The sequence below is a fragment of the Nocardia sp. NBC_00416 genome (assembly GCF_036032445.1).
In the GTDB taxonomy this organism is placed as follows: domain Bacteria; phylum Actinomycetota; class Actinomycetes; order Mycobacteriales; family Mycobacteriaceae; genus Nocardia.
Genome location: NZ_CP107932.1, coordinates 6323639 through 6348709, shown reverse-complemented (window position 1 = coordinate 6348709; position 25071 = coordinate 6323639). Strand labels below are relative to the sequence as shown.

Annotated in this window: 17 protein-coding genes and 3 rRNA genes; 4 read left to right on the top strand and 16 right to left on the bottom strand. The window is 65.0% G+C overall.

The genetic code is table 11. From position 1 onward, the window contains the following. Positions 1-17: 17 nt before the first annotated feature. Positions 18-2558: an alpha-glucan family phosphorylase gene (gene glgP, locus OG804_RS27530; RefSeq protein WP_328391364.1), complete on the bottom strand. Its 2541-nt coding sequence runs from the start codon at positions 2556-2558 to the stop codon at positions 18-20. Between the two features lie 97 nt (positions 2559-2655). Here glgP and OG804_RS27525 point away from each other — a divergent pair, with 97 nt between their 5' ends. Beyond that, positions 2656-4659: a maltotransferase domain-containing protein gene (locus OG804_RS27525; protein WP_328391363.1), complete on the top strand. Its 2004-nt coding sequence runs from the start codon at positions 2656-2658 to the stop codon at positions 4657-4659. 7 nt (positions 4660-4666) lie between these two features. Next, positions 4667-6823, top strand: a complete 2157-nt coding sequence (gene glgB, locus OG804_RS27520) for a 1,4-alpha-glucan branching protein GlgB (protein WP_328398781.1) — start codon at positions 4667-4669, stop codon at positions 6821-6823. A gap of 281 nt (positions 6824-7104) precedes the next feature. Here the strand turns inward: glgB and OG804_RS27515 are convergent, their stop codons facing one another. From OG804_RS27515 to OG804_RS27505, 3 genes are all read right to left on the bottom strand, one after another. After that, complete coding sequence (locus OG804_RS27515; RefSeq protein WP_328398779.1) at positions 7105-7959, bottom strand: tetratricopeptide repeat protein; 855 nt, start codon at positions 7957-7959, stop codon at positions 7105-7107. Between the two features lie 61 nt (positions 7960-8020). After that, positions 8021-8389 carry a DUF3817 domain-containing protein gene (locus OG804_RS27510; RefSeq protein ID WP_328391361.1) on the bottom strand — a complete coding sequence of 123 codons (369 nt, stop codon included), beginning with the start codon at positions 8387-8389 and terminating at the stop codon, positions 8021-8023. 71 nt (positions 8390-8460) lie between these two features. After that, positions 8461-9639, bottom strand: a complete 1179-nt coding sequence (locus OG804_RS27505) for an acetyl-CoA C-acetyltransferase (RefSeq protein ID WP_328391359.1) — start codon at positions 9637-9639, stop codon at positions 8461-8463. A gap of 370 nt (positions 9640-10009) precedes the next feature. Between OG804_RS27505 and mce the strand changes: the two genes are divergently transcribed. Both mce and OG804_RS27495 read left to right on the top strand, forming a co-directional pair. Beyond that, positions 10010-10483, top strand: a complete 474-nt coding sequence (gene mce, locus OG804_RS27500; protein WP_328391357.1) for a methylmalonyl-CoA epimerase — start codon at positions 10010-10012, stop codon at positions 10481-10483. An 86-nt stretch (positions 10484-10569) separates the two neighbouring features. After that, positions 10570-11583, top strand: coding sequence for a hypothetical protein (locus OG804_RS27495; protein WP_328391355.1), 1014 nt, complete (start codon positions 10570-10572; stop codon positions 11581-11583). A gap of 70 nt (positions 11584-11653) precedes the next feature. On the opposite strand, the gene OG804_RS32435 is transcribed toward OG804_RS27495, so the two are convergent. The 12 genes from OG804_RS32435 to OG804_RS27440 form a co-directional block, all read right to left on the bottom strand. Further along, positions 11654-12148, bottom strand: a complete 495-nt coding sequence (locus tag OG804_RS32435; RefSeq protein WP_442941911.1) for a WYL domain-containing protein — start codon at positions 12146-12148, stop codon at positions 11654-11656. 143 nt (positions 12149-12291) lie between these two features. Continuing rightward, positions 12292-12597 carry an ATP/GTP-binding protein gene (locus OG804_RS27490; RefSeq protein ID WP_328391353.1) on the bottom strand — a complete coding sequence of 102 codons (306 nt, stop codon included), beginning with the start codon at positions 12595-12597 and terminating at the stop codon, positions 12292-12294. 10 nt (positions 12598-12607) lie between these two features. Further along, entirely contained in the window at positions 12608-13291 is a 684-nt protein-coding gene (gene nucS / locus OG804_RS27485) for an endonuclease NucS (RefSeq protein WP_328391351.1), read from the bottom strand. A 243-nt stretch (positions 13292-13534) separates the two neighbouring features. Continuing rightward, positions 13535-13651, bottom strand: a 5S ribosomal RNA gene (rrf, locus tag OG804_RS27480). 138 nt (positions 13652-13789) lie between these two features. Next, a 23S ribosomal RNA gene (locus tag OG804_RS27475) occupies positions 13790-16921 on the bottom strand. A gap of 336 nt (positions 16922-17257) precedes the next feature. Next, positions 17258-18774 (bottom strand): 16S ribosomal RNA (locus tag OG804_RS27470). Together the 16S, 23S and 5S rRNA genes form the textbook arrangement of a ribosomal RNA operon. 511 nt (positions 18775-19285) lie before the next feature. Then, entirely contained in the window at positions 19286-20545 is a 1260-nt protein-coding gene (gene murA, locus OG804_RS27465; RefSeq protein ID WP_328391349.1) for a UDP-N-acetylglucosamine 1-carboxyvinyltransferase, read from the bottom strand. Between the two features lie 154 nt (positions 20546-20699). Continuing rightward, positions 20700-21341, bottom strand: coding sequence for a cob(I)yrinic acid a,c-diamide adenosyltransferase (locus tag OG804_RS27460; protein WP_328391347.1), 642 nt, complete (start codon positions 21339-21341; stop codon positions 20700-20702). A gap of 117 nt (positions 21342-21458) precedes the next feature. Then, complete coding sequence (locus OG804_RS27455) at positions 21459-21881, bottom strand: DUF2550 domain-containing protein (protein WP_442941910.1); 423 nt, start codon at positions 21879-21881, stop codon at positions 21459-21461. Between the two features lie 264 nt (positions 21882-22145). After that, entirely contained in the window at positions 22146-22520 is a 375-nt protein-coding gene (locus OG804_RS27450; protein ID WP_328391343.1) for a F0F1 ATP synthase subunit epsilon, read from the bottom strand. 6 nt (positions 22521-22526) lie between these two features. Further along, on the bottom strand, positions 22527-23975 hold the full coding sequence (gene atpD, locus OG804_RS27445; RefSeq protein WP_328391341.1) for a F0F1 ATP synthase subunit beta: 1449 nt from the start codon (positions 23973-23975) through the stop codon (positions 22527-22529). A gap of 97 nt (positions 23976-24072) precedes the next feature. Beyond that, the gene (locus OG804_RS27440) at positions 24073-25044 is read right to left on the bottom strand and encodes a F0F1 ATP synthase subunit gamma (RefSeq protein WP_328391339.1); all 972 of its coding nucleotides are present in this window, start codon (positions 25042-25044) and stop codon (positions 24073-24075) included. Positions 25045-25071 lie beyond the last annotated feature (27 nt).

Sequence of the window (25071 nt, the reverse complement as noted above, 5' to 3'; positions counted from 1 at the left end):
GAACGGAACGCCGTCTCTCAGGCGTTCACGACCAACCCCAGCTCCGCGTGCGACGCCAGCAACTCGTGCGACGGCAGCACCCGGACCGTGTATCCGACAGCTCCCGACAGCGGGACCGGGGTTTCGACGGTGAACACCTCGAGCGCCGACTCCGCGGATTCCCGCCCGGCGTAGGACATCGGCACGGCACTGGTATCGGACAGCTCGTCCTCGGGCGACACCCGGCCCAGCACTGCCTGCACCAGCACGTCCCCGGGCGTGAGACCGCCCAGATCGACGCGCGCGGTCAAGGTCAGCGGCGCGCCGATCACCGGCGTGTCGGGCAGGCCCGCGGCATCGACCTGAACGATCCGTACCCCGGACCACGCGCCGTCCACCCGCTTCCGGTAATCCGCCGCCTCCCGCGCGCCCCGCAGCGCGTCCGCGGTGGCCCGGCGGTACGCCGCGGACGCGGGCGCGTAGTACTGCTCCGCGTAGTCGCGCACCATCCGGTCGGCCGGCACCTTCGGCCCGAGGGTGTGCAGGGTGTGCCGGACCATCTCGACCCAGCGCACGGGCAAGCCGTCCGCGTCGCGATCGTAGAAGCGCGGCGCCACCGTCCGCTCCATCAGCTCGTAGAGGGCGGTCGCCTCCAGATCGTCGCGGCGATCGTCGTCGGTGACGCCGTCGGCGGTCGGGATGGCCCACCCGTTCTCGCCGTCGAACATCTCGTCCCACCAGCCGTCCCGGATCGACAGGTTCAGCCCGCCGTTCAGCGCCGATTTCATCCCCGACGTCCCGCACGCCTCCAGCGGTCGCAGCGGATTGTTCAACCACACATCACAACCCCAGTACAGGTACCGGGCCATCGACATGTCGTAATCGGGCAGGAATACTATCCGGTGCCGCACCGCCGGATCGTCGGCGAACCGCACCACCTGCTGGATCAGCGCCTTACCGCCCTCGTCCGCGGGATGACTCTTGCCCGCCACTACCAGCTGCACAGGCCGTCGCGGGTCCAGCAACAGATCCCGCAGCCGCTGCGGGTCCCGCAGCATGAGAGTCAACCGCTTATAGGTCGGAACCCGGCGCGCGAAACCCACGGTCAGCACCTCCGGGTCGAAAACCTCGTCCACCCAGTTCAATTCGGCCTCGGCCGCACCCCGCTGCAGCCACGATTCCCGCAACCGCCGACGCACCTCCCCGACCAGAGTGGCACGCAGCGTCGCGCGGATCCGCCAGATCTCGGGCAGCGCGAGATCGGCCATCCGCTCCCAGCTCCGCGGGCAGTCGGAGGTATCGAGCAGCTCACCCCATTCCCGGGCGGCCCAGGTCGGGGCGTGCACGCCGTTGGTCACCGACCCGATCGGCACCTCCGAAGCATCGAAACCCGGCCACAGCGGGTTGAACATGCCCCGGCTCACCGCACCGTGCAACCGCGAGACCCCGTTGGCCCGCTGCGCCAGCCGCAACCCCATATGCGCCATATTGAACACCGACGGATCCGCCTCCCGACCCAGCGCGATGATCCGATCCACCCCGATCCCGGGCAGCAGCGCCGACTCCGGGTCGCCCCCCGAACCGCCGAAATACCGATGCACCAGCGATACCGGGAACCGGTCGATACCTGCGGGCACCGGGGTATGGGTGGTGAACACGGTCCCGGCGCGCACCGCGGCCAGCGCGGTATCGAAATCGTGTCCCCCGGTCAGATACTCGCGGATCCGTTCCAGACCGAGAAAGCCCGCGTGCCCCTCGTTCATGTGGAAGACCTCGGGGTCCGGCAGCCCGGCGGCGGCGGTATACGCCCGCACCGCCCGCACCCCGCCGATCCCGGCCAGGATCTCCTGCTGGATCCGATGATCCTGATCGCCGCCGTAGAGCCGGTCGGTGACCGCCCGCAGATCCGGGTCGTTGGCCGCGATATCGGTGTCCAGCAGTAGCAGCGGCACCCGCCCCACCTGCGCGATCCACACCCGCGCCGCCAGCACGCGCCGATCCGGCATCCCCACGTGCACCAGCACCGGTGACGAATCCGCGGTCAACAACCGCAACGGCAACCCCTGCGGGTCGAGCGCCGGATACCGCTCGGCCTGCCACCCGTCCGCGGTCAGCGACTGCCGGAAATACCCGGACCGGTACAGCAGCCCGACCGCGATCAGCGGCAGACCGAGATCCGACGCCGCTTTCAGATGATCCCCCGCCAGAATGCCGAGCCCACCCGAATAGTTCGGCAACACCTCGGTGACCCCGAACTCCATCGAGAAATACGCGATCCCGCGCACCCCGGCATCCGCGACCGGTCGATCCAGATAGGCCCGCAGGTCGGCCGCCACAGCGTCCAGCCGGGCGCAGAACCGCTCGTCCACCGCGAGCGCGTCCATCCGCTCCCGGGGCACCTCCCCCAGCATCCGCACCGGATCGTGCCCGATCTCCTGCCACCGCCGCGGATCCAGCGCGGCGAACACATCCTGCGTCGGACCGTGCCACGACCAGCGCAGATTCGTGGAAAGCTCGCCCAGCGCGGCCAAACGCTGCGGCAGATGGGCGCGAACGGTGAACCGACGCAGTGCCTTCATCCGGCCGAGTTTATTGGCGCACCCGCGGCGCGCGAGGGCGAGGCCCCTCGGTCGCGTCGGTTTCCCCGCCGACCTCGTTGCCAATAACGTGGTGTAGATGACCGGCCGCATCGCCATCGATGACACCGCCCCGCAGCTGCCCGGCGGCTACCCGGCGAAGGCTGTGGTCGGCGAGGTCTTCCCGGTACGTGCGGTGGTGTGGCGGGACGGGCACGGCGCCGTCGGCGCGGGCCTCGCGGTCCGCGCGCCCGGATCCTCGCGTTCGATCCGGATCCCGATGACACCCGCCGGCGAGCCCGATGTCTTCAACGGCGTGTTCACACCGTCGCGGCCCGGGCTGTGGCACTACCGGGTCGAGGGCTGGGCGGATTCCATCGCGACCTGGCGATCCGCGGTGGAGGCGAAGCTGGCGGTCGGGCAGAGCGCGGCCGATCTGGACAACGATCTGGAGCTCGGCGCACGGTTGTTCGACCGGGCGGCCGGCGCCGTGCCCAAACAGCAGTTCGAGCGGTTGCGCGCGGCCGCCGCGGCGCTGCGCGGCGACGATCCGCTGCCGGCCCGGGTGGCTCCGGCGTTCACCGACGAGGTCGCCGAGATCTTGCGCCGCGCCCCGCTGCGGGATCTGATCACGCGCGGACCGCAGTTCTCGGTCCTGGTCGAACGGTCACGGGCCCGTACCGGTTCCTGGTACGAATTCTTTCCCCGCTCGACCGGCGGCCGTGACGCCGACGGCATCCCGGTCCACGGCACCTTCGCGACCGCGGCCGCCGCTCTGCCCCGGATCGCGGCGATGGGTTTCGATGTCGTCTATCTGCCGCCGATCCATCCCATCGGCGCGGTGAACCGCAAGGGTCGCAACAACGCGCTCACCGCGGGCCCCGGCGATATCGGGTCCCCGTGGGCGATCGGATCGGCCGCGGGCGGTCACGACGCTTTCCACCCGGAACTGGGCACCGAAGCCGATTTCACCGCTTTCGTGCGCGCCGCGACGGACCTCGGACTGGAGGTCGCGCTCGATCTTGCGCTGCAGTGCGCGCCCGACCACCCGTGGGTCGGCGCACATCCCGAATGGTTCACCACCCTGCCCGACGGCTCCATCGCCTACGCCGAGAACCCGCCCAAGAAATACCAGGACATCTACCCGCTGGATTTCGACAACGACCCCGACGGCCTGTACGCCGAGGTGCTGCGGGTGGTGCGCTATTGGATCGGTCTGGGGGTGCGGATCCTGCGCGTCGACAACCCGCACACCAAGCCCGTCGATTTCTGGGAATGGCTGATCACGACCGTGCGCCGTACCGATCCGGATGTGGTCTTCCTGTCCGAGGCGTTCACCTATCCGGCCCGCCTGTACGGTCTGGCGCGGCGCGGTTTCAGCCAGTCCTACACCTACTTCACCTGGCGCACCCATAAGCACGAGCTGATCGAATTCGGCCGGGAGATCGCGGCCGAAGCCGACGAATCCCGGCCCAACTTGTTCGTCAACACCCCGGACATCCTGCACGCGAGCCTGCAGCACGGAGGTCCGGGCATGTTCGCCGTCCGCGCGGTGCTGGCCGCCACTCTCGGCCCCAGTTGGGGCGTCTACTCCGGGTACGAGCTCTTCGAACACCAGGCCGTTCGTCCCGGCAGCGAGGAGTACCTGGATTCGGAGAAGTACGAGCTGCGGCCCCGCGCGTTCGCCGACGCCCGCGCCCGCGGCGAATCGCTGGAACCGCTGCTCACCCGGCTCAACGAGATCCGCCGTCGGCATCCGGCGCTCCAGCAGCTGCGCTGCCTGCACTTCCACCACATCGATAACGACAACCTGCTCGCCTATTCGAAAATCGACCCCGCCACCGGTGATGCCGTGCTGGTCGTGGTGAACCTCAACCCCTTCACCGCCGAGCAGGGGACGCTGTCGCTGGATCTACCCGCGGTCGGCCGCGAATGGCACGACCGTCCGGTGGTCCACGACGAGATCAGCGGCGAGCAGTACCACTGGGGGCAGAGCAACTATGTGCGCCTGGACCCGGCCCACGCGGTCGCCCACATCATCGCGCTGCCGCCGGTCCCGCATCATGCCCGCACCGGACTGGCCCACCGCCGCGATTTCCGGTGAGGCCGCGATGAACCGCCGGGATCTGCTGCTGCTCGCGGCCGGCAGTCACCCCGACCCGCATACGGTGCTCGGCGCCCACCCGCACCCGGAGGGCATCGCCGTCCGGGTGCTGCGGCCCGCCGCGGAATCGGTGTCGGTGCGCGTCGGCGGGGCCGAGCACCGGCTGGACTCCGCGGGCCACGGCGTTTTCGCCGCCGTACTCCCGTACCCCGAGCTCCTGGACTACCGCGTCGTCACCGTCTACCCCCACCACCCGGCCACGGTGAACGCCGACGGCTACCGCTACCTGCCCACCTTGGGCGAGCTCGACCTGCATCTCATCGGAGAGGGCCGCCATCAGCGGCTGTGGGAGGTCCTCGGCGCGCACACGCGCTCCTATCCGGGCCTGGACGGCGAGGTGACCGGTGTGTCGTTCGCCGTGTGGGCCCCGAATGCCCGGGGCGTCACCGTGTTCGGCGATTTCGACCATTGGCAGGGCGGCACCTGGCCGATGCGGGCGCTCGGGCGCTCCGGTGTCTGGGAGGTCTTCGTGCCCGGCGCGGCGCCCGGTGACCGCTACAAGTACCGCGTGCACGGAGCCGACGGCCGGATGGCCGACCACGCCGACCCGCTGGCCCGCGCCACCGAACTCCCCCCGGCCACCGCGTCGATCGTCGCGACGACCGAACACCGCTGGTCCGACCGGCGCTGGCTCGCCACCCGGGCGCACACCGATCCGGCGCGCACCCCGTTCAGCGTTTTCGAGGTCCATCTCGCGTCGTGGCGTCCCGGCCTGACCTACCGCGAACTCGCCACCGAACTCGGCGACTATGTGCGCAGTCTGGGCTTCACCCATATCGAACTGCTCCCGATCGCCGAACACCCCTTCGGCGGATCGTGGGGATATCAGGTCACCTCGTATTACGCGCCCACTTCGCGATTCGGCGGCCCGGACGATTTCCGCGCCTTCGTCGACCATATGCACGCGGAGGGGATCGGCGTGATCCTCGACTGGGTGCCCGCGCATTTCCCCCGCGACGCCTGGGCGCTGGCCCGGTTCGACGGCACCCCCCTCTACGAACATCCCGACCCCCGGCGCGGCGAGCAACCCGAATGGGGCACCTACGTCTTCGACTACGGGCGCCCCGAAGTACGGAATTTCCTGGTCGCCAACGCCCGGTACTGGGTGGAGGAATTCCATATCGACGGCCTGCGCGTCGACGCGGTCGCCGCCATGCTGTATCTCGACTACGCCCGGCCCGGCAGCGGCTGGGAGCCGAATGTCCACGGTGGCCGCGAGAACCTGGAGGCGGTGGCGTTCCTCACCGAGCTCAACGACAGTCTGCACAGCTCGTATCCGGGTGTGGTCACCATCGCCGAGGAGTCCACCACCTGGGCCGGTGTCACCCGCGCCACCGAGGTCGGCGGGCTCGGGTTCACCATGAAATGGAATATGGGCTGGATGCACGACACGCTCGACTATCTGGGTCGCGACCCGGTGCATCGGGCCTGGCACCACAACGAGATCACCTTCTCGCTGATGTACGCGTGGAGCGAGAACTACGTGCTGCCCATCAGCCACGACGAGGTGGTTCACGGTAAGGGCACGCTGTGGACCCGGATGCCCGGGGACGAATTCGCCAAGGCCGGCGGCGTGCGCGGGCTACTCGCCTACATGTGGGCCCATCCCGGTAAACAACTGCTCTTCATGGGACAGGAGTTCGGTCACTACCGCGAATGGTGGCACGATCACAGTCTCGACTGGCACGAACTCGACAACCCGCTGCATCGCGGGATCCAACTGCTCGTCGCCGATCTCAACCGCGTCTACCGTGCCTATCCGGCGCTGTGGAGTCAGGACACCACTCCCGGCGGCCATTCCTGGATCTCCCCCGACGACCGGGAGACCAACGTGCTGGCCTTCCTTCGACACGCCTCGGACGGCACCACCGTGGCGTGCGTCTGCAATTTCTCCGGCGCCACCCACACCGGCTACCAGATCGGCCTCCCCGTGCCCGGGGACTGGATCGAGATCCTGAACACCGACGCGCTCGAGTACGGCGGTACCGGCTCGGGGAATCTCGGCACAGTGCGGGCGGACCCGACGAGCCGACACGACCGCCCGGCCTCCGCTGCCCTCACACTGGGCCCGTTCAGCGTCATCTGGCTGACCCCGCGCCCCTGACCACCGATCCACACCTGTTCCCCACGAGACCCATCCCGGTACCGAGCCCCACCAGATTCCCGGCCCGTCCTCCAGCACCCGCGTCACCGTCGTCCACAGGTGTCCCCAGCCCGTAATCGCACCGACCCGCCACCTTCGCCCGGATGGTTACCCCTCCATGGTCGGGGCCCGCCCCAGTTCTGGAGCGACAGAGCGAAGGAGCGCAGCGACTGAGCGGCGGAGTGAAGAACCGGGGTTGACAAGGGCCCCGACCCCGCGACGCCGCAGGCGGCGCCATAGATTCAGTACAGGGCTGTGGCGAGTTTGCGCCTGGCCGCGACCACGAACGGCTCTGCCTGGTCGAAGAGTTCGAACAGTTCCAGCAACCGGGTGCGTACCGCGGTCCGTTCGTCACCGGCGGTCCGGGCGACCAGTTTGATCAGCCGATCGAATGCCGCGTCGGGTTGTTGCTGGAAAAGTTCTACATCGGCGGCGTCGAGGGCGGCGGCGACGTTCGCCGGGTCCGCGTCGGCGGTGGCGATCGCCGTTTCCGGCAGTTCCTGGGCGCGGCCGACAAATTTCACTTGGCGCAGCGCGGCTTTGGCCTCGGTGTTATCGGGTTCCTGGTTCACGATCGATTCGTAGGCCGATTCGGCGCCGGCCAGGTCTCCCTGTTCCAGCAGGGCCTCGGCCGCCGCGAACCGCGGATCGACGGGCTCTTCCTGCTCGGCGTCCGGGTCGCCGTTGCCTTCGAGCTTGCCTTCCACCGCCTGCACCACGGCGGCGAGCCATTGGGCGACCTGCGGTTCCGGTTGGGCGCCCTGGAAGTCGGCCAGTGGCTGGCCGCCGGCGACCGCGATCACGGTCGGGATCCCTTGGACGCCGAAGGCCTGAGCGATCCGCATATTGCTCTCGGCTTCGACGGCGGCGAGGTCCCAGGCGCCGTCGGCTTCGCCGACGAGACGTTCCAGCAGTTGCACCAGTTCGATGCTGCCGGGGCTGCGCTGGGAGTAGAGCGCTACCACCACCGGCACCTGCGCGGAGCGGCGCAGCACCTTGGTCTCGAAATCCGCCTCGGTGACCGTATGGTCACCGGCGGCGGCCGCCGCGCCCGCGGGCGGCTGCTTCAGGGCGGAAAGGTCCACCGCCCCGGACATGGCGGCGGCTGCGGCGGGTGAAGGACGGCGGGATGCTGGTCGAGTCACAGGATCCAGTTTGTCACGAAGAGGCGGCGAGGGTCTTCGGGGACTCGGTGGCGCCGACCGCGCTCAACTCGCCCAGCTTTCCGGTGCGCACAGCCCACACCTCGAACACGACGGTGAAGAACGGCGGGATGCTGGACAGCAGCGCCAACACCGTGGTCTTCCAGTTCCATTCGAGCTCCCGCGCGGCCAGCAGCGCGGTGAGCAGGAACAGGATGAAGATGCCGCCGTGTACCGGTCCGAAGATCTTCACTCCGATTTCGTTGCCCTGTTCCGGAAGGTACTTGAACGCCATTCCCACCAGCAGCCCCAACCAGGACAGTGCCTCGAGCACCGCGAAGAATCGGAACCTGCCGGCAACGGTGCGCAGACCAAGGAAGTTCATGCGCACCATTGTGCCCTAGCCACTACGTAGCGTCGTAGTCGAACTGGTCACATCGGACATAACGGGCCGGGCTAGACCCTGACGATCAGCGCGTCACCCTGGCCGCCGCCACCGCACAGCGCCGCCGCGCCGATCCCACCACCACGTCGGCGCAGCTCCAACGCCAGGTGCAGCACGATCCGCGCGCCCGACATCCCCAGCGGATGGCCGACCGCGATGGCGCCGCCGTTGACATTGACCTTCTCCGGATCGATACCGAGCTTGCGCGTCGAAGCGATGCCGACCGCCGCGAAGGCCTCGTTGATCTCCACCAGATCCAGCTCGGCCGGTGTGATGCCTTCTTTGGCGCACGCCTTGGCGATGGCGTTGGCAGGCTGGTCCTGCAGCGTGGAGTCCGGGCCGGCCACCACTCCGGCCGCGCCGATCTCGGCGATCCAGCTCAGCCCCAATTCCTGCGCCTTGGCCTTGCTCATCACAACCACGGCGGCCGCGCCGTCGGAGATCTGGGAGGCCGAACCCGCGGTGATAGTGCCGTCCTTACGGAACGAAGGCCGCAGTTCGGCCAGCGATTCCGCGGTGGTGCCGGCCCGGATCCCCTCGTCCTGACGCACGACGATCGGATCGCCCTTGCGCTGCGGCACCTCGACCGGCGTCACCTCGTCGTCGAACACGCCGTTCTTCCACGCGGCCGCCGCACGCTGGTGCGACGCCGCGGCGAACGCGTCCTGATCGGCCCGGGTCACCGGATCGGCGTCGTTGCGCTGCTCGGTGAGCGCACCCATCGCCTGATCGGTGAAGATATCGTGCAGCCCGTCGTAGGCCATATGGTCACGCAGCGTCACATCGCCGTACTTGAAGCCTGCACGGCTCTTCTCGAGCATGTGCGGGGCACGGCTCATCGACTCCTGGCCACCGGCCACCACGATCTCGTACTCACCCGCCCGGATCAGCTGGTCCGCCAGCGCGATCGCGTTGATCCCGGACAGGCACACCTTGTTGAGGGTGAGCGCGGGAACGTCCATCGGAATACCGCCGGCCACGGCGGCCTGCCGGGCCGGGATCTGCCCCGCGCCCGCGGTCAGCACCTGACCCATGATCACGTAGTCGACCTGGTCGCCACGAACACCGGCCTTCTCCAGGGCCGCTGCGATCGCGAATCCGCCCAGATCCGAGCCGCTGAAGTCCTTCAGACCGCCCAGCAGCCGACCGATCGGGGTACGCGCACCGGACACGATCACGGAGTTGGTCACGACGAGCCTCCTGTATATATTGCGTCGCCTTCGGCGCCGCGGGGTCGGGGCCCTCGTGACCCCGGGTCTTCACTCCCGCCGGTCGCTCCAGACCCGGGGCGGGCCCCGACCACACAGGTGATCGGCCCGGGAATGGCTTCGGCACATCGCACGGTTGCTTCCGGTCGATGGCACGACACGACCCACCTCCGACGTGCTGTCCGCAGACAGCGCGCGGCGCGGGCTACTCCACGGTAGCCTGCGGCCGCCCCGATCAGAGCACAGGGAGCACACAGATAACCCACCCCACATTTGACGGCACCTGCCCTCCATTGGACCGTTGCGGGTGGGTACGCAACGGCGGCAAGGTGGAACGCGCTACTTTCGAAGGGTGAGCACCGCTACCCCGTTATCAGAATTCATTCCCGCCGACTACATAGTCGCGGTCGATCACGTCGGCATCGCCGTCCCCGATCTGGACGCCGCCGTCGCCTGGTACGCCGAAAATCTCGGGCTGGTCGAAACCCATCGCGAGGTCAACGAGGAGCAGGGCGTCCAGGAGGCGATGCTGTCCGCGCCCGCCGCCGAGGACGATTCGACTGCTCTGCAGTTGCTGGCGCCGCTCGACGAAACCTCCACGATCGCCAAGTTCATCGACCGCAGCGGCCCGGGCCTGCAGCAGCTGGCCTTCCGGGTCACCGACATAGAGGCCGTTTCCGCATTTCTCCGCGATCGCGGGATGCGGTTGCTGTACGAGGCTCCGCGCCGCGGAACCGCCGATTCCCGAATCAATTTCGTCCATCCGAAGGATGCTGGCGGTGTGCTGGTCGAGTTACTCGAACCGGATCCGAATGTTACGCACTAGTATCAGGATCGGGCTGTAAGGAGACGCTCCGATAACATTCCCGGTCGACTCACCATGCGCTGGTCTCAGGCTGTAGTTTGTTGGCCATGTCGTCACCCGAGTCCGATCGCAATCGCTTCGTTGCGCTGCCCTTCACCGTTGTGCGCAAGGGTTATGCGCAAGACGAGGTGCGTAACTATTTCGACCGCTTCGATGCCGAGTTGCGGGTCACCGCCACCGACCGCGACGCCGCCGCCGCCCAGGCGCGGAACCTCGCCAGTCAGCTGGAAGACGCCCGCGACGAAATCGACGAACTCCGCAAGGAAGTCGACCGGCTGTCCGTACCGCCGACCACCGCGGAGGGGATGAGCGACCGCATCTCCCGCATGTTGCGATTGGCCTCGGACGAGGCGTCCGAGGTTCGCGCCCTCGCGCAGGCCGAAGCCGCCGAGATGGTGTCCATCGCCGAACAGCAGGCCACCGAAATGCGTGGCAAGTACGAATCGCTGCTCGCCGAAACGAAGGAAAAGCGCGAAGCCCTCGAGATCGAGTACGAGCAGACGCTGGCCAACGCTCGTACCGAATCCGCGAAGATCATCGAAGCTTCCCAGGCCGACGCCGAGCGTCTCGCCAAGGAGTCCGAGGCCAAGCGCAAGGCCAACCAGCAGGACTTCGAAGTCACCATGGCCGAGCGTCGCACCAAGCTGACCCGCGCCATGGAAGAGCTCGAGGCCACCAGCCGCGCCGAGGCCGCGCAGCGCATCAAGGACGCCACCGACGAGGCCAACCGCCTCATCACCTCGGCGACCCAGACCTCCGAGCGCAAGATCGCGCACGCGAAGGAGCTGGCCGAGGAGATGCGCGTGCTGCGAGGCCGCGTCCTGGCTCAGCTGCTCGGTATCCGCGGCCAGCTCGATTCGGTGCCCGCCATGCTCGCCGCCGTCAACCGTGAGAGCGAACTTCTCGACGGTGTGCCCGAACAGCCGCGCAAGTCCATCGGTAGCGGTCAGAACAAGTCGGTGGGCGGTCCGCGTCAGAAGGCCATCCCCGAGTTGAGCGCCGACGACGAGTCCGACGACATCGTCGAAGAAGAACGCGAAAACGCCGACATCAGCAACTGAGCTGCTGTCGGGACGTGCACGGCGACACCACAAATCGATCCGAAGGCCGCCCTGGGTGGGGCGGCCTTCCTCATATCCGGACACCCCCTACGGCTGCCGGATGGCCGGTCCGCTCGCGCTCGGCGACCTGGGTCCGGCCCCGCGCATACCCGTCTACCGGCCCGTGGATGGTGCGGCAAGTTATCGCGACAGCGCTGCACCCGGCTTTCCGCACGATGCCGACGCTGCCGCGGCACCCGGATCTTTCCGTCGATCCAGGCCTGGAGACACTGCGAGCCGGGTTCGGACCAGATCCGGCCGGAAGCGCAGAGCGCCGGCCACACGCCCAGAGCGGGCACGCACCTCGAAGTCGAAGGTCCGACACGGGCCGTGCGCTGCACGATGCGATCGACGCGGAAGGTACGCCGGCCGCGTACCAGATGGCGTCCTTGTCGACCAGACCCCAGGGATCGACCGCTCGCTCGTCCGTCGCGTCGTCGCGCCCCTGGTAGCGCACTGTGGACTTTCCGCCGTCCCACCACCGCCTGCTGCATGCCGGCCGAAACCACTGCACGCGCCTGTTCATCATGGCCGGTGTGGGTGGTCGAGATGAGTCCTCGACGCCGTCGGGCAGGTCGGTCGCGCGGGCGAGCAGGCGCCGCGTGGCACAGGGACCTCCACGTAGCCTGCGTGCGCGGTCGGTAGGCGCTCGGCGGTGCCGCCTCGGGCCTAGGACCAGCGCCGAGTGATCCCGCGGGTCCCGCGGCCGTTCCAGCAGCCCCGGTGCCAGTGCCGGCGGTCCGTCTCACCGCTGCCCACCGGCCACGCCACCACGTGTGGCACCCCGGGAACGATCTCGTGATCACAGCCCGGGCAGCGGTACCTTTTCATCGCCCGCGCACCGGGCACCGTGCGGACTACGTATTCGTCACCGTCCGGCCCCGACTCGGTCCGGCGGTACACATCTCCCAGCCCGCTGCCCGGCCGCGGCGAATGCGCCCGAGAACGCTCGTTGCGCGGATTTCGTCGTGGCATGGTTCCAAGTCTAGAAGAGCCGGAATTCGTTGCTCTCGGTCCCACGCAAGGCGTCGTAATCGAGGGTGAGGCAGCGGATCCCGCGATCCTCCGCGAGCGTGCGCGCCTGCGGCTTGATCTGCTGCGCCGCGAACACCCCGGCGACCGGGGTCAGCAGCGGATCCCGGTTCAGCAGTTCCAGGTAGCGAGTGAGCTGCTCCACGCCGTCGATCTCGCCCCGCCGTTTGATCTCCACCGCGACCGTGCGCCCGGCGGCGTCACGGCACAACAGATCCACTGGACCGATCGCGGTCATGTACTCCCGTCGTATCAAGCTGAACCCCGCACCCAGCGTCTGCACATGCTCGGCCAGCAACTCCTGCAGATGCGCCTCCACCCCGTCTTTCACCAGTCCGGGGTCCACGCCCAGCTCGTGAATCGAGTCGTGCTCGATCTCGGCGACGCTGATTCGCAACTCCTCGCCCGCCTTGTTGCTCACCACCCACAGGGCTTTCAGCTCCGCGGCCGGGTCCGGTTCCCGTTCCTCCAGCCAGCACGGCGGACTCATCCAGTTCAACGGTTTATAGGACCCACCATCGGAATGCACCAGTACCGAACCGTCCGCTTTGATCATCAGCAGCCGACGGGCCATCGGTAGATGGGCGGTCAGCCGTCCCACGTAGTCGACCTGACAGCGAGCAATCACAAGGCGCATCCGGGTGAGTCTAGGTGAGCGCCCGGGCCGCTGAGCCGGGGCCCGACCGCGTTTCGCGAACGATGAATCGTCGCGTCCCCGTCGAAAGCCCAGTAACCGGATCCGATATGGAAAGTTACCGCCGCGGCGGGCGCCGGATCATGTTGTGCGGCATCGAGGCCGGAGCACGGCCACTTCCCACCATCAATACCCCTGAAAACGCCTCTAGGGGCCCACAATCGTGGGCCCCTAGAGGGAAATATGTTCCGGCGGTGTCCTACTCTCCCACACCCTGTCGAGTGCAGTACCATCGGCGCTGGCAGGCTTAGCTTCCGGGTTCGGAATGGGACCGGGCGTTTCCCTGCCGCTATAACCGCCGTAACTCTATGAAACTATCCACACACCCCAACCCCACCCTCACACATCACGGTCTCGATGACCACGAAAAACGTGTGAACGTGTAGTTCGGGTGTCTGTGTGTTGTTTCAGACACCGCACAGTGGACGCGTAGCAATCTTTGTTGGTAAGCCCTCGGCCTATTAGTACCGGTCACCTCCACGCATTACTGCGCTTCCAGTTCCGGCCTATCAACCCCATGGTCTGTAGGGGGCCTTAACCACTCAAGGTGGTGGGAAACCTCATCTTGGAACAGGCTTCCCGCTTAGATGCTTTCAGCGGTTATCCCTTCCGAACGTAGCCAACCAGCCGTGCCCCTGGCGGGACAACTGGCACACCAGAGGTTCGTCCGTCCCGGTCCTCTCGTACTAGGGACAGCCTTCCTCAAGTTTCCAACGCGCGCGGCGGATAGAGACCGAACTGTCTCACGACGTTCTAAACCCAGCTCGCGTGCCGCTTTAATGGGCGAACAGCCCAACCCTTGGGACCTACTCCAGCCCCAGGATGCGACGAGCCGACATCGAGGTGCCAAACCATCCCGTCGATATGGACTCTTGGGGAAGATCAGCCTGTTATCCCCGGGGTACCTTTTATCCGTTGAGCGACACCGCTTCCACTTGCCGGTGCCGGATCACTAGTCCCGACTTTCGTCCCTGCTCGACCTGTCAGTCTCACAGTCAAGCTCCCTTGTGCACTTGCACTCAACACCTGATTGCCAACCAGGCTGAGGGAACCTTTGGGCGCCTCCGTTACATTTTGGGAGGCAACCGCCCCAGTTAAACTACCCACCAGGCACTGTCCCTGAACCAGATCATGGTCCGAGGTTAGAGGTCCAATACGATCAGAGTGGTATTTCAAGGACGACTCACCGAGCACTGGCGTGCCCGTTTCACAGTCTCCCACCTATCCTACACAAACCGTACCGAACACCAATACCAAGCTATAGTGAAGGTCCCGGGGTCTTTTCGTCCTGCCGCGCGTAACGAGCATCTTTACTCGTAATGCAATTTCGCCGAGTCTGTGGTCGAGACAGCAGAGAAGTCGTTACGCCATTCGTGCAGGTCGGAACTTACCCGACAAGGAATTTCGCTACCTTAGGATGGTTATAGTTACCACCGCCGTTTACCGGGGCTTAAATTCTCAGCTTCGCGCCGAAGCGCTAACCGGTCCTCTTAACCTTCCGGCACCGGGCAGGCGTCAGTCCGTATACATCGTCTTACGACTTCGCACGGACCTGTGTTTTTAGTAAACAGTCGCTTCTCTCTGGTCTCTGCGGCCACACCCAGCTCCCACCGTAAAGGCGTTCACCGGACATGGCCCCCCTTCTCCCGAAGTTACGGGGGCATTTTGCCGAGTTCCTTGACCACAGTTCTCTCGATCGCCTTAGTATTCTCTACCTGACCACCTGTGTCGGTTTGGGGTACGGGCCGTGTATCAACTCACTAGAGGCTTTTCTCGGCAGCATAGGATCACTGAATTCGCCTCAATCGGCTACGCATCACCTCTCAGGCTATATGCAACACGGATTTGCCTATGTTGCGCCCTACAGGCTTACACCAGTACAACCACTGACTGGCCCAGCTACCTTCCTGCGTCACCCCATCGCTTGACTACTACAGCCAGGGTCGTGTGCATCGCCATCCGGCCTCCCGAAGGAGGTCCATCCGGTCCTGGACACTTAGCACAACTGCCTCGCCATTGGGCGCGGATACACGGGTACGGGAATATCAACCCGTTGTCCATCGACTACGCCTGTCGGCCTCGCCTTAGGTCCCGACTAACCCTGGGCGGATTAACCTGGCCCAGGAACCCTTGGTCATTCGGCGGACGAGTTTCTCACTCGTCTTTCGCTACTCATGCCTGCATTCTCACTCGCGCAGCCTCCACAACTAGGTCACCCCGCTGCTTCCCTGGCTACACGACGCTCCCCTACCCAGCCACACCACTGCACACCGAACCGTAGTCCGATGCGGATGTATTGTGTGACTGCCGCGGCTTCGGCGGTGTACTTGAGCCCCGCTACATTGTCGGCGCAGGATCACTCGACCAGTGAGCTATTACGCACTCTTTCAAGGGTGGCTGCTTCTAAGCCAACCTCCTGGCTGTCTGCGCAATCCCACATCCTTTTCCACTTAGTACACGCTTAGGGGCCTTAGCCGGCGATCTGGGCTGTTTCCCTCTCGACTACGAAGCTTATCCCCCGCAGTCTCACTGCCGCGCTCTCACTCACCGGCATTCGGAGTTTGGCTGATTTCGGTAAGCTTGTGGGCCCCCTAGACCATCCAGTAGCTCTACCTCCGGTGAGAAACACGCGACGCTGCACCTAAATGCATTTCGGGGAGAACCAGCTATCACGGAGTTTGATTGGCCTTTCACCCCTACCCACAGCTCATCCCCTCAGTTTTCAACCTAAGTGGGTTCGGGCCTCCACGACGTCTTACCGTCGCTTCACCCTGGCCATGGGTAGATCACTCCGCTTCGGGTCTAGAACACGCGACTCAAACGCCCTATTCGGACTCGCTTTCGCTACGGCTACCCCACACGGGTTAACCTCGCCACATGCCACTAACTCGCAGGCTCATTCTTCAAAAGGCACGCCATCACCCCCAGCAGCAAGCTGCTCGAAGGCTCTAACGGATTGTAAGCGCACGGTTTCAGGTACTATTTCACTCCCCTCCCGGGGTACTTTTCACCTTTCCCTCACGGTACTAGTCCGCTATCGGTCACCAGGGAGTATTCAGGCTTACCGGGTGGTCCCGGCAGATTCACAGCAGATTTCACGGGCCCGCTGCTACTCGGGTACTCACTACAACAGAGAACATGTTTTCGCCTACCGGACTCTCACCGTCTACGGTTGGCCGTCCCAGACCAATTCAGCTAACACGCACTTTTCTGACTGTTGCTCGCCACGGCAGTGACAAGAAAATGAGCCCCACAACCCCAATCGGACAACGCCTGCCGGCTATCACATCCAACTGGTTTAGCCTCATCCGCTTTCGCTCGCCACTACTCACGGAATCACATGTTGTTTTCTCTTCCTGTGGGTACTGAGATGTTTCACTTCCCCACGTTCCCTCCACACACCCTATATATTCAGGTGCGGGTAACACGACATCACTCGTGCTGGGTTTCCCCATTCGGACACCCTCGGATCACAGCTCGGTTGACAGCTCCCCGAGGCTTATCGCAGCCTCCTACGTCCTTCATCGGCTCCTGGTGCCAAGGCATCCACCGTACGCTCTTAAAAACTTACAAAACAAAGATGCTCGCGTCCACTGTGCAGTTCTCAAACAACACACCCACCCGAAACTTTCACCCGCACCAGCCGAAAACTCCCTGAGAAGCCCTCGCGGTATGAACGGAGATCCGAGCGGATCGTATTATCTTGCCTGGAAAGAACGTCTGTTCTTTCAGGACCCAACAGTGTGTTGATATATTCACCACGACCAGGACACACAGGTCCCAACCGAATGCGATGAAGCTTGTCAGCGTTCCACCCATGAGCAACCATCGGAAAACATTCGCTTCCGAAATGGCCTCTGCCAGAAACACACTCACCTCTGTGAGCCGTCCTGGAGAAATGCTCCTTAGAAAGGAGGTGATCCAGCCGCACCTTCCGGTACGGCTACCTTGTTACGACTTCGTCCCAATCGCCGATCCCACCTTCGACGGCTCCCTCCACAAGGGTTAGGCCACCGGCTTCGGGTGTTACCGACTTTCATGACGTGACGGGCGGTGTGTACAAGGCCCGGGAACGTATTCACCGCAGCGTTGCTGATCTGCGATTACTAGCGACTCCAACTTCACGGGGTCGAGTTGCAGACCCCGATCCGAACTGAGACCGGCTTTAAGGGATTCGCTCCACCTCGCGGTATCGCAGCCCTCTGTACCGGCCATTGTAGCATGTGTGAAGCCCTGGACATAAGGGGCATGATGACTTGACGTCGTCCCCACCTTCCTCCGAGTTGACCCCGGCAGTCTCTCACGAGTCCCCGCCATTACGCGCTGGCAACATAAGATAAGGGTTGCGCTCGTTGCGGGACTTAACCCAACATCTCACGACACGAGCTGACGACAGCCATGCACCACCTGTACACCGACCACAAGGGGGCCTACATCTCTGCAGGTTTCCGGTGTATGTCAAACCCAGGTAAGGTTCTTCGCGTTGCATCGAATTAATCCACATGCTCCGCCGCTTGTGCGGGCCCCCGTCAATTCCTTTGAGTTTTAGCCTTGCGGCCGTACTCCCCAGGCGGGGTACTTAATGCGTTAGCTACGGCACGGATCCCGTGGAAGGAAACCCACACCTAGTACCCACCGTTTACGGCATGGACTACCAGGGTATCTAATCCTGTTCGCTACCCATGCTTTCGCTTCTCAGCGTCAGTTACTTCCCAGAGACCCGCCTTCGCCACCGGTGTTCCTCCTGATATCTGCGCATTTCACCGCTACACCAGGAATTCCAGTCTCCCCTGAAGTACTCTAGTCTGCCCGTATCGCCTGCAAGCTTAAGGTTGAGCCCCAAGTTTTCACAGAAGACGCGACAGACCGCCTACAAGCTCTTTACGCCCAGTAATTCCGGACAACGCTCGCACCCTACGTATTACCGCGGCTGCTGGCACGTAGTTGGCCGGTGCTTCTTATACTCCTACCGTCACTTTCGCTTCGTCGGAGTCGAAAGAGGTTTACAACCCGAAGGCCGTCATCCCTCACGCGGCGTCGCTGCATCAGGCTTCCGCCCATTGTGCAATATTCCCCACTGCTGCCTCCCGTAGGAGTCTGGGCCGTGTCTCAGTCCCAGTGTGGCCGGTCGCCCTCTCAGGCCGGCTACCCGTCGTCGCCTTGGTAGGCCATTACCCCACCAACAAGCTGATAGGCCGCGGGCTCATCTTGCACCGATAAATCTTTCCACCCCCAACCATGCAGTTGGAGGTCATATCCGGTATTAGACCCAGTTTCCCAGGCTTATCCCAGAGTGCAAGGCAGATCACCCACGTGTTACTCACCCGTTCGCCGCTCGTGTACCCCGAAGGGCCTTACCGCTCGACTTGCATGTGTTAAGCACGCCGCCAGCGTTCGTCCTGAGCCAGGATCAAACTCTCCGTTGAAGACTCACAATCACACCCGAAGGCGCAATCAAAAGTACAAACTAGAGTCCGAAAACCTAGCAAAACAAATCGCCAGCTGGAATTTAGCTGACTTAAATGTTCGGCCTCCACACGGGGGTATGAAGAACCGAAACCAAATTAAATATTTGGCACTGACATTCATCAACACACTATTGAGTTCTCAAAGAACACACGCACACACCATCGTCGCAGCTTCTCGCTACTGGATCGGTGTGGCAACTTCCAAAGCTTAGCTCAGTCGATTTCCCGATTGCAAATCGGGGTGTCGGCCCAGCTAGTGTGATCGCCAGGCGCTCCTCGTACTACCTCGTTATCCCTGGTCCCTCCGGCTCGGCGTTTCCGCCTCGCTCCGGGCCCCTGGTCGGTGTCCGTGTCGCTCTGACTTGGATAAAGTTACGTGGCATCCAGATCAATGTCAAATCGCCTGGTCACGGGCACTTCTCGGTAGCTTTTTCGAGCGCACTTCCGTGGCCCGGACTACCGAGAACGCTCATATCTCCACGCCCACCCTTTCCACGCCGGCACCGAGCGCCTGGAGTTTCTCCACGAAGTTCGGATACCCGCGGTCGATATGGAATACGTCGTGCACCTCGGTCACCCCGTCGGCGACGAGTCCGGCGAGCACCAGACCGGCGCCGGCCCGGATATCCGAGGACCAGACCGGGGCACTGGACAACCGTGGAATGCCACGGACCACCGCGTGGTGCCCATCGGTCCGAGCGTCGGCACCGAGCCGGATCATCTCCTCCACGAAACGGAAACGCGCTTCGAAGACGTTCTCGGTGATCATCGAGGTGCCGTCCGCGATCGCCGCCAGCCCGATGGCCATGGGCTGCAGATCCGTCGGGAAGCCGGGGAAGGGCAGCGTGGAGAAGTTCACCGCACGCGGCCGATCGGGCTGAACGACCCGGAACCCGTCCGGTTCGAACGAGATACGGGCACCCGCCGAACGCAGTTTGTCCAGGACCAGCGCCAGGTGCTGGGGATTGACCCCGGTCACCCGCACGTCACCCATCGTCATGGCGGCGGCGATCCCCCAGGTGGCGGCGACGATCCGGTCGCCGATCACCCGGTGCGTGATCGGCGACAGCTGTTTCACGCCGTGGATCGTGAGCACCGAGGTGCCGGCGCCCCGGATCCGGGCGCCCATCTGGGTGAGCATGGTGCACAGGTCGACGATGTCGGGCTCACGCGCGGCATTGTCGATCACCGTCTCCCCCTGCGCCAGGACGGCGGCCATGAGGATGTTCTCGGTGGCGCCGACCGAGGGGAAGTCCAGCCGAATACGCGCACCCTGCAGTTCGTCCGCCCGGGCCACCACACAGCCGTGCTCGATCTCGCTGGTCGCGCCGAGCAACCGCAGACCGGCCTGGTGCATATCGAGGGGCCGGGACCCGATGGCGTCGCCACCGGGCAGCGCCACCACCGCGCGTCTGCAACGCGCCATCAGCGGACCGAGGACGCAGACCGACGCACGGAACTGGGTCACCGCCGGGAAATCCGCGTGGTACTTGGGTTCGGCCGGGGTGTCGATCGTCACCACATCACCGGAGATCGCGACATCGCAGCCGAGGCCGCGCAGTACTTCCGCCATCAGCGGCACGTCGAGAATGTCCGGACAGTTCGTGATGGTGGTGGTGCCTTCGGTGAGCAGGGCAGCGGCCATCAGTTTCAGGACGCTGTTCTTGGCGCCTCCTACCGAGACCTCACCGACCAGCCGCTTGCCGCCAGTTACCAAAAACCGTTCCATGCCGCCTCTCCGAGTATTCGGCGCACCAGTGGGTGCAAGGATAGAGCGCCCACGATCGCATCACGCTGCCGGTCGAACCAACACCGCGACCACGTACGCGGCGGTCGTCGCTCGATCGCCAGGAGCAGTTTCCACCCTCCGGGCGGATTCCGTATCAGCTTTCGGATGAAGCACCGGACACCGGCTCGGTGTCCGCGCCGGGCCGGGCCCCGGTCGTCCCGTCGTCCCGGCCGCCGCCGGGCTGCCAGAGCACATCACCCGCCGGATTGGTGTACCTGCTGAGAATGAACAGCAGATCCGACAGCCGGTTGAGGTACTTGGCCGGCAGGACACTGGTGTCCTGGGGATATGTCTCCACCGCGGCCCACGCCGAACGTTCGGCGCGGCGGACCACCGTGCGGGCGGTGTGCAACAGCGCGGCGAGCGGCGTACCGCCGGGCAGGATGAACGAATCCAGCGGCGCCAGTTCGGCATTGAACTGGTCACACCAGGCTTCCAGTCGTTCGATATAGCCGGGCGTGATCCGCAGCGGCGGATACGTCGGGTCCGCTACCACCGGCGTCGACAAGTCGGCACCGGCATCGAACAGATCGTTCTGGACGCCACGCAACACCGCCGTCAGCGCCGGGTCCGGGCTGCCGAGGGCGATCGCGACGCCGAGGGCGGCATTGGCCTCGTCGCAGTCCGCGTAGGCGACCAGCCGCGGGTCGGTTTTGGGCACCCGGGAGAAGTCGCTGAGACCGGTGGTCCCGTCGTCGCCGGTCCGGGTGTAGATCCGCGTCAGGTGCACGCTCACAGAAACCACCCTAAACGTTCGACCGTCCGGCGACCCGATTCCGGCGGATGCGCATTTGCGCCGACTCCGGTCGGACCGCACAGCCGTGGAGACCCGGCCCGGGGCGCCCGCGGGGTATCAGTGGCCACGGAGTCTGCGGGCCCGTTCGGAAGGACGCGACTCCACCCAGGAGAGAAACGCGGTCAGCGCGGCGCGGTCGAGAGCCAGCTCGTAATCACCGTTGCGATCGGATACCCCGATCACGGCGATCCCATCGGTCATGATGTCGAACTCGTCGCCCTGCGGGCCGCGGCGGTCGCCGATCTCGATCCCCCGGCGGTGGATCACCGAGTCGGCACCGAGTTTGAGACTGGTGAGTTTGTAGAAGACGAGGTGATCCTCGTCGTAGCGGATGACACCGTGGCGCCAGCGCTCACCGCCCCGGGCCGGGAGCACACGCAGGATGGCCGCGGTGCCGCCGCGCCGCAACATGACCAGGCGATAAGTGGAAACCAGAGCCAATGCGACCAGCACGAGCACCAGAATGATCAGAACCACCATCCCGGTCTGCAATGCTGCACATCCCTTCGCTCATCCGAGGCGATCGCCGGATCGGACCGGCAGATGCACCCGCCGCCATTCAACCATGAACCAGTTTACAAATGGCACGGGGATGTCTCGGATAATGCGACGTCATCGATCCCGGCCGCGGCGACCACAACGCCGGGGTTGCCAGGAGCCACAACGAACCGGCTCCGGCCGGCGACGAATTCCTCGTCGCCGGCCGGAGCCGAGATAATTCTGTTGTAGCCGGGTGGCGGGAGATCAGGACGCTGCCGCGTCCACCGCCCGGACCCGGCCTTGCGCGGCCAACTGCGCTTTCGCCGACGCCGAACCGTCCGACAGCACCTGACGTGCCGCCGCGACGTCGACCTCCGAGGAGAACTCAGCGGTCTCGGCCAGCACCCGCACCGTATCGGCGGTCACGGAGAAGAACCCACCGTGCACCGCGGCCACGATCCGAGTTCCCTCGGTATCGACGATGGTCACGATGCCGCCCTCGACCAACTGGCCGAGCAGGGGCTCGTGACCGGGCATGATGCCGATCTGGCCCTCCGTGGTCTGGGCGCTGACGAAGCTCGCCCGCCCGGACCACAGCCGCCGCTCGACCGCGACGAGATCAACTGACATATCCGCCATGGGGGACTACTTTCCGGCGATCTTCTTCGCGGCCGCCTCGACATCGTCGAGACCACCGCAGCTGTTGAACGCCTGCTCCGGGAAGTGGTCGAATTCGCCCTTACACACCCGGTCGAAGTCGTCGATGGTCTGCTCCAGCGGCACGACCGAGCCCACCTGACCGGTGAACTTCTCGGCCACGATGAAGTTCTGGCCGAGGAACTTCTCCAGGCGCCGGGCCCGGCCGACGAGGACCTTGTCCTCTTCGGAGAGCTCGTCCATACCGAGGATGGCGATGATGTCCTGCAGTTCCTTGTACTTCTGCAGGATCCGCTTCACCTCGTTGGCCACCGCGAAGTGTCGGTCGCCGACGATCGAGGCCTCGAGGATACGAGAGGTCGAGGTCAGCGGGTCGACGGCCGGGTAGATGCCCTTCTGCGAGATCGGGCGGGAGAGCTCGGTCGTCGCATCCAGGTGGGCGAAGGTGGTCGCCGGAGCTGGGTCGGTGTAGTCGTCGGCGGGCACGTAGATGGCCTGCAGCGACGTGATCGACCGGCCACGGGTCGAGGTGATGCGCTCCTGCAGCTCACCCATCTCGTCGGCCAGGGTCGGCTGGTAACCGACGGCCGAGGGCATCCGACCCAGCAGGGTCGAGACCTCGGAACCGGCCTGGGTGAACCGGAAGATGTTGTCGATGAACAGCAGCACGTCCTGGTGCTGCACATCGCGGAAGTATTCCGCCATGGTCAGCGCCGAGAGGGCGACGCGCATACGGGTGCCCGGCGGCTCGTCCATCTGGCCGAAGACGAGGGCGGTGTCCTGCAGGACGCCCATCTCTTCCATTTCCAGGTGCAGGTCGGTGCCCTCACGGGTGCGCTCACCGACGCCGGCGAACACCGAGGTACCGGAGAACTCCCGTGCGATACGGGTGATCATCTCCTGGATCAACACGGTCTTGCCGACACCGGCGCCACCGAACAGGCCGATCTTGCCGCCCTTCACGTACGGGGTCAGCAGGTCGATGACCTTGATGCCGGTTTCCAGCAGCTCGGTCTTGCCCTCGAGCTGATCGAAGCTCGGCGGCTTGCGGTGGATACCCCACTGCTCGCCGTCCCGGCCGAGGCCGGGGGTGTCGAGGCAGTCACCGAGGGCGTTGAACACGTGGCCCTTGACGACGTCACCGACCGGCACCGAGATCGGCTTGCCGGAGTCACGGACCTCGGCGCCGCGGACCAGGCCGTCGGTGGGCTGCATCGAGATGGTGCGCACAATGTTGTCACCGAGGTGCTGGGCGACCTCGAGGGTCAGGGTCTTGGCAACCGACTTCAGGGTGATATCGGCGGCCAGGGCGTTGAACAGTTCTGGGATGGAACCCCGCGGGAATTCGACGTCCACGACGGGGCCGATGACGCGGACCACGCGGCCCGTGGCGGCGCCGGTCCGGCTCGACTCTTCTCGAGTAACAGCTGCGGTCATTTCTGGTTTCTCTTCCTGCTGAGTAATTTGCGGTATTCACGGGACCCTGCGTGGTTACACTGCGCTGCCGCCTCCGGGTCCATCGCTCATACCGCTATCAGTCGCGTTCCGAGCTGGCCGCCAGGGCGTTCACGCCGCCGACGATTTCGCTGATTTCCTGCGTGATGTTGGCCTGACGCACCGAGTTGGCCTGCCGGGACAGGGAACTCGCCAAATCGTTGGCGTTATCGGTGGCCGCCTTCATTGCGGTGCGCCGAGCCGCCGACTCGGATGCCGCTGCCTCGAGCAATGACGCGTAGATACGCGTACTGATGTACTTGGGCAGCAGGGCTGCCAGCAGCACATCGGCGTCGGGCTCGAATTCGTACTGCGCGTGCACCTCGGCCGTGGGCGAATCGGACAGCATGTCCTGTCCCAGGTCGAAGTTCTCATCGACGAAATCGACCTGGATCGGCGCCATCCGGCGCACCTCCGGCGTCTGCGTCAACATGCTGACGAACCGGGTGTACACGATGTGGAGCTCGTCCACGCCCGCGACCGAGCCGGTTCCGTCCGGCGCCGGCACCTCGCCCACCGAACCCGCCATGAAACTGGAAACCAGGTGGTCACAGGCACTCGCGGCATCCGTGTACTTCGGCTGCTGGGAGAACCCGGCCCACGAGGCCACCGGCCGGCGGTCGCGGAAGGTGTAATACGTCAGGCCCTTGTTGCCCATGACGTAGAGCACCGGCTCCTTGCCCTCATCGCGCAGGGTGGTCATCAGTTCCTCGGCGCGTTTGAGCACGTTGGAGTTGTAACCACCGCACATGCCACTGTCGCTGGTGATCACCAGAACGGCGGCGCGGCGCGGGTTCGGGCGCTCGGTGAGCAACGGGTGCGACAGATTCTTCGACGCACTCGCCAGCTCCGCGACCACCTTGGTGATCTCCTCGGCGTACGGCTTGGCAGCCGCCACCCGGGCCTGGGCCTTGGTGATACGCGAGGTCGCGATCAGTTCTTGAGCCTTGGTGATCTTCTTGATCGAATTCACACCACGAATGCGGGAGCGCAGCTCGCGCAAGTTTGCCATCGGCGGTTCACACTCCCTTCGTTCGCG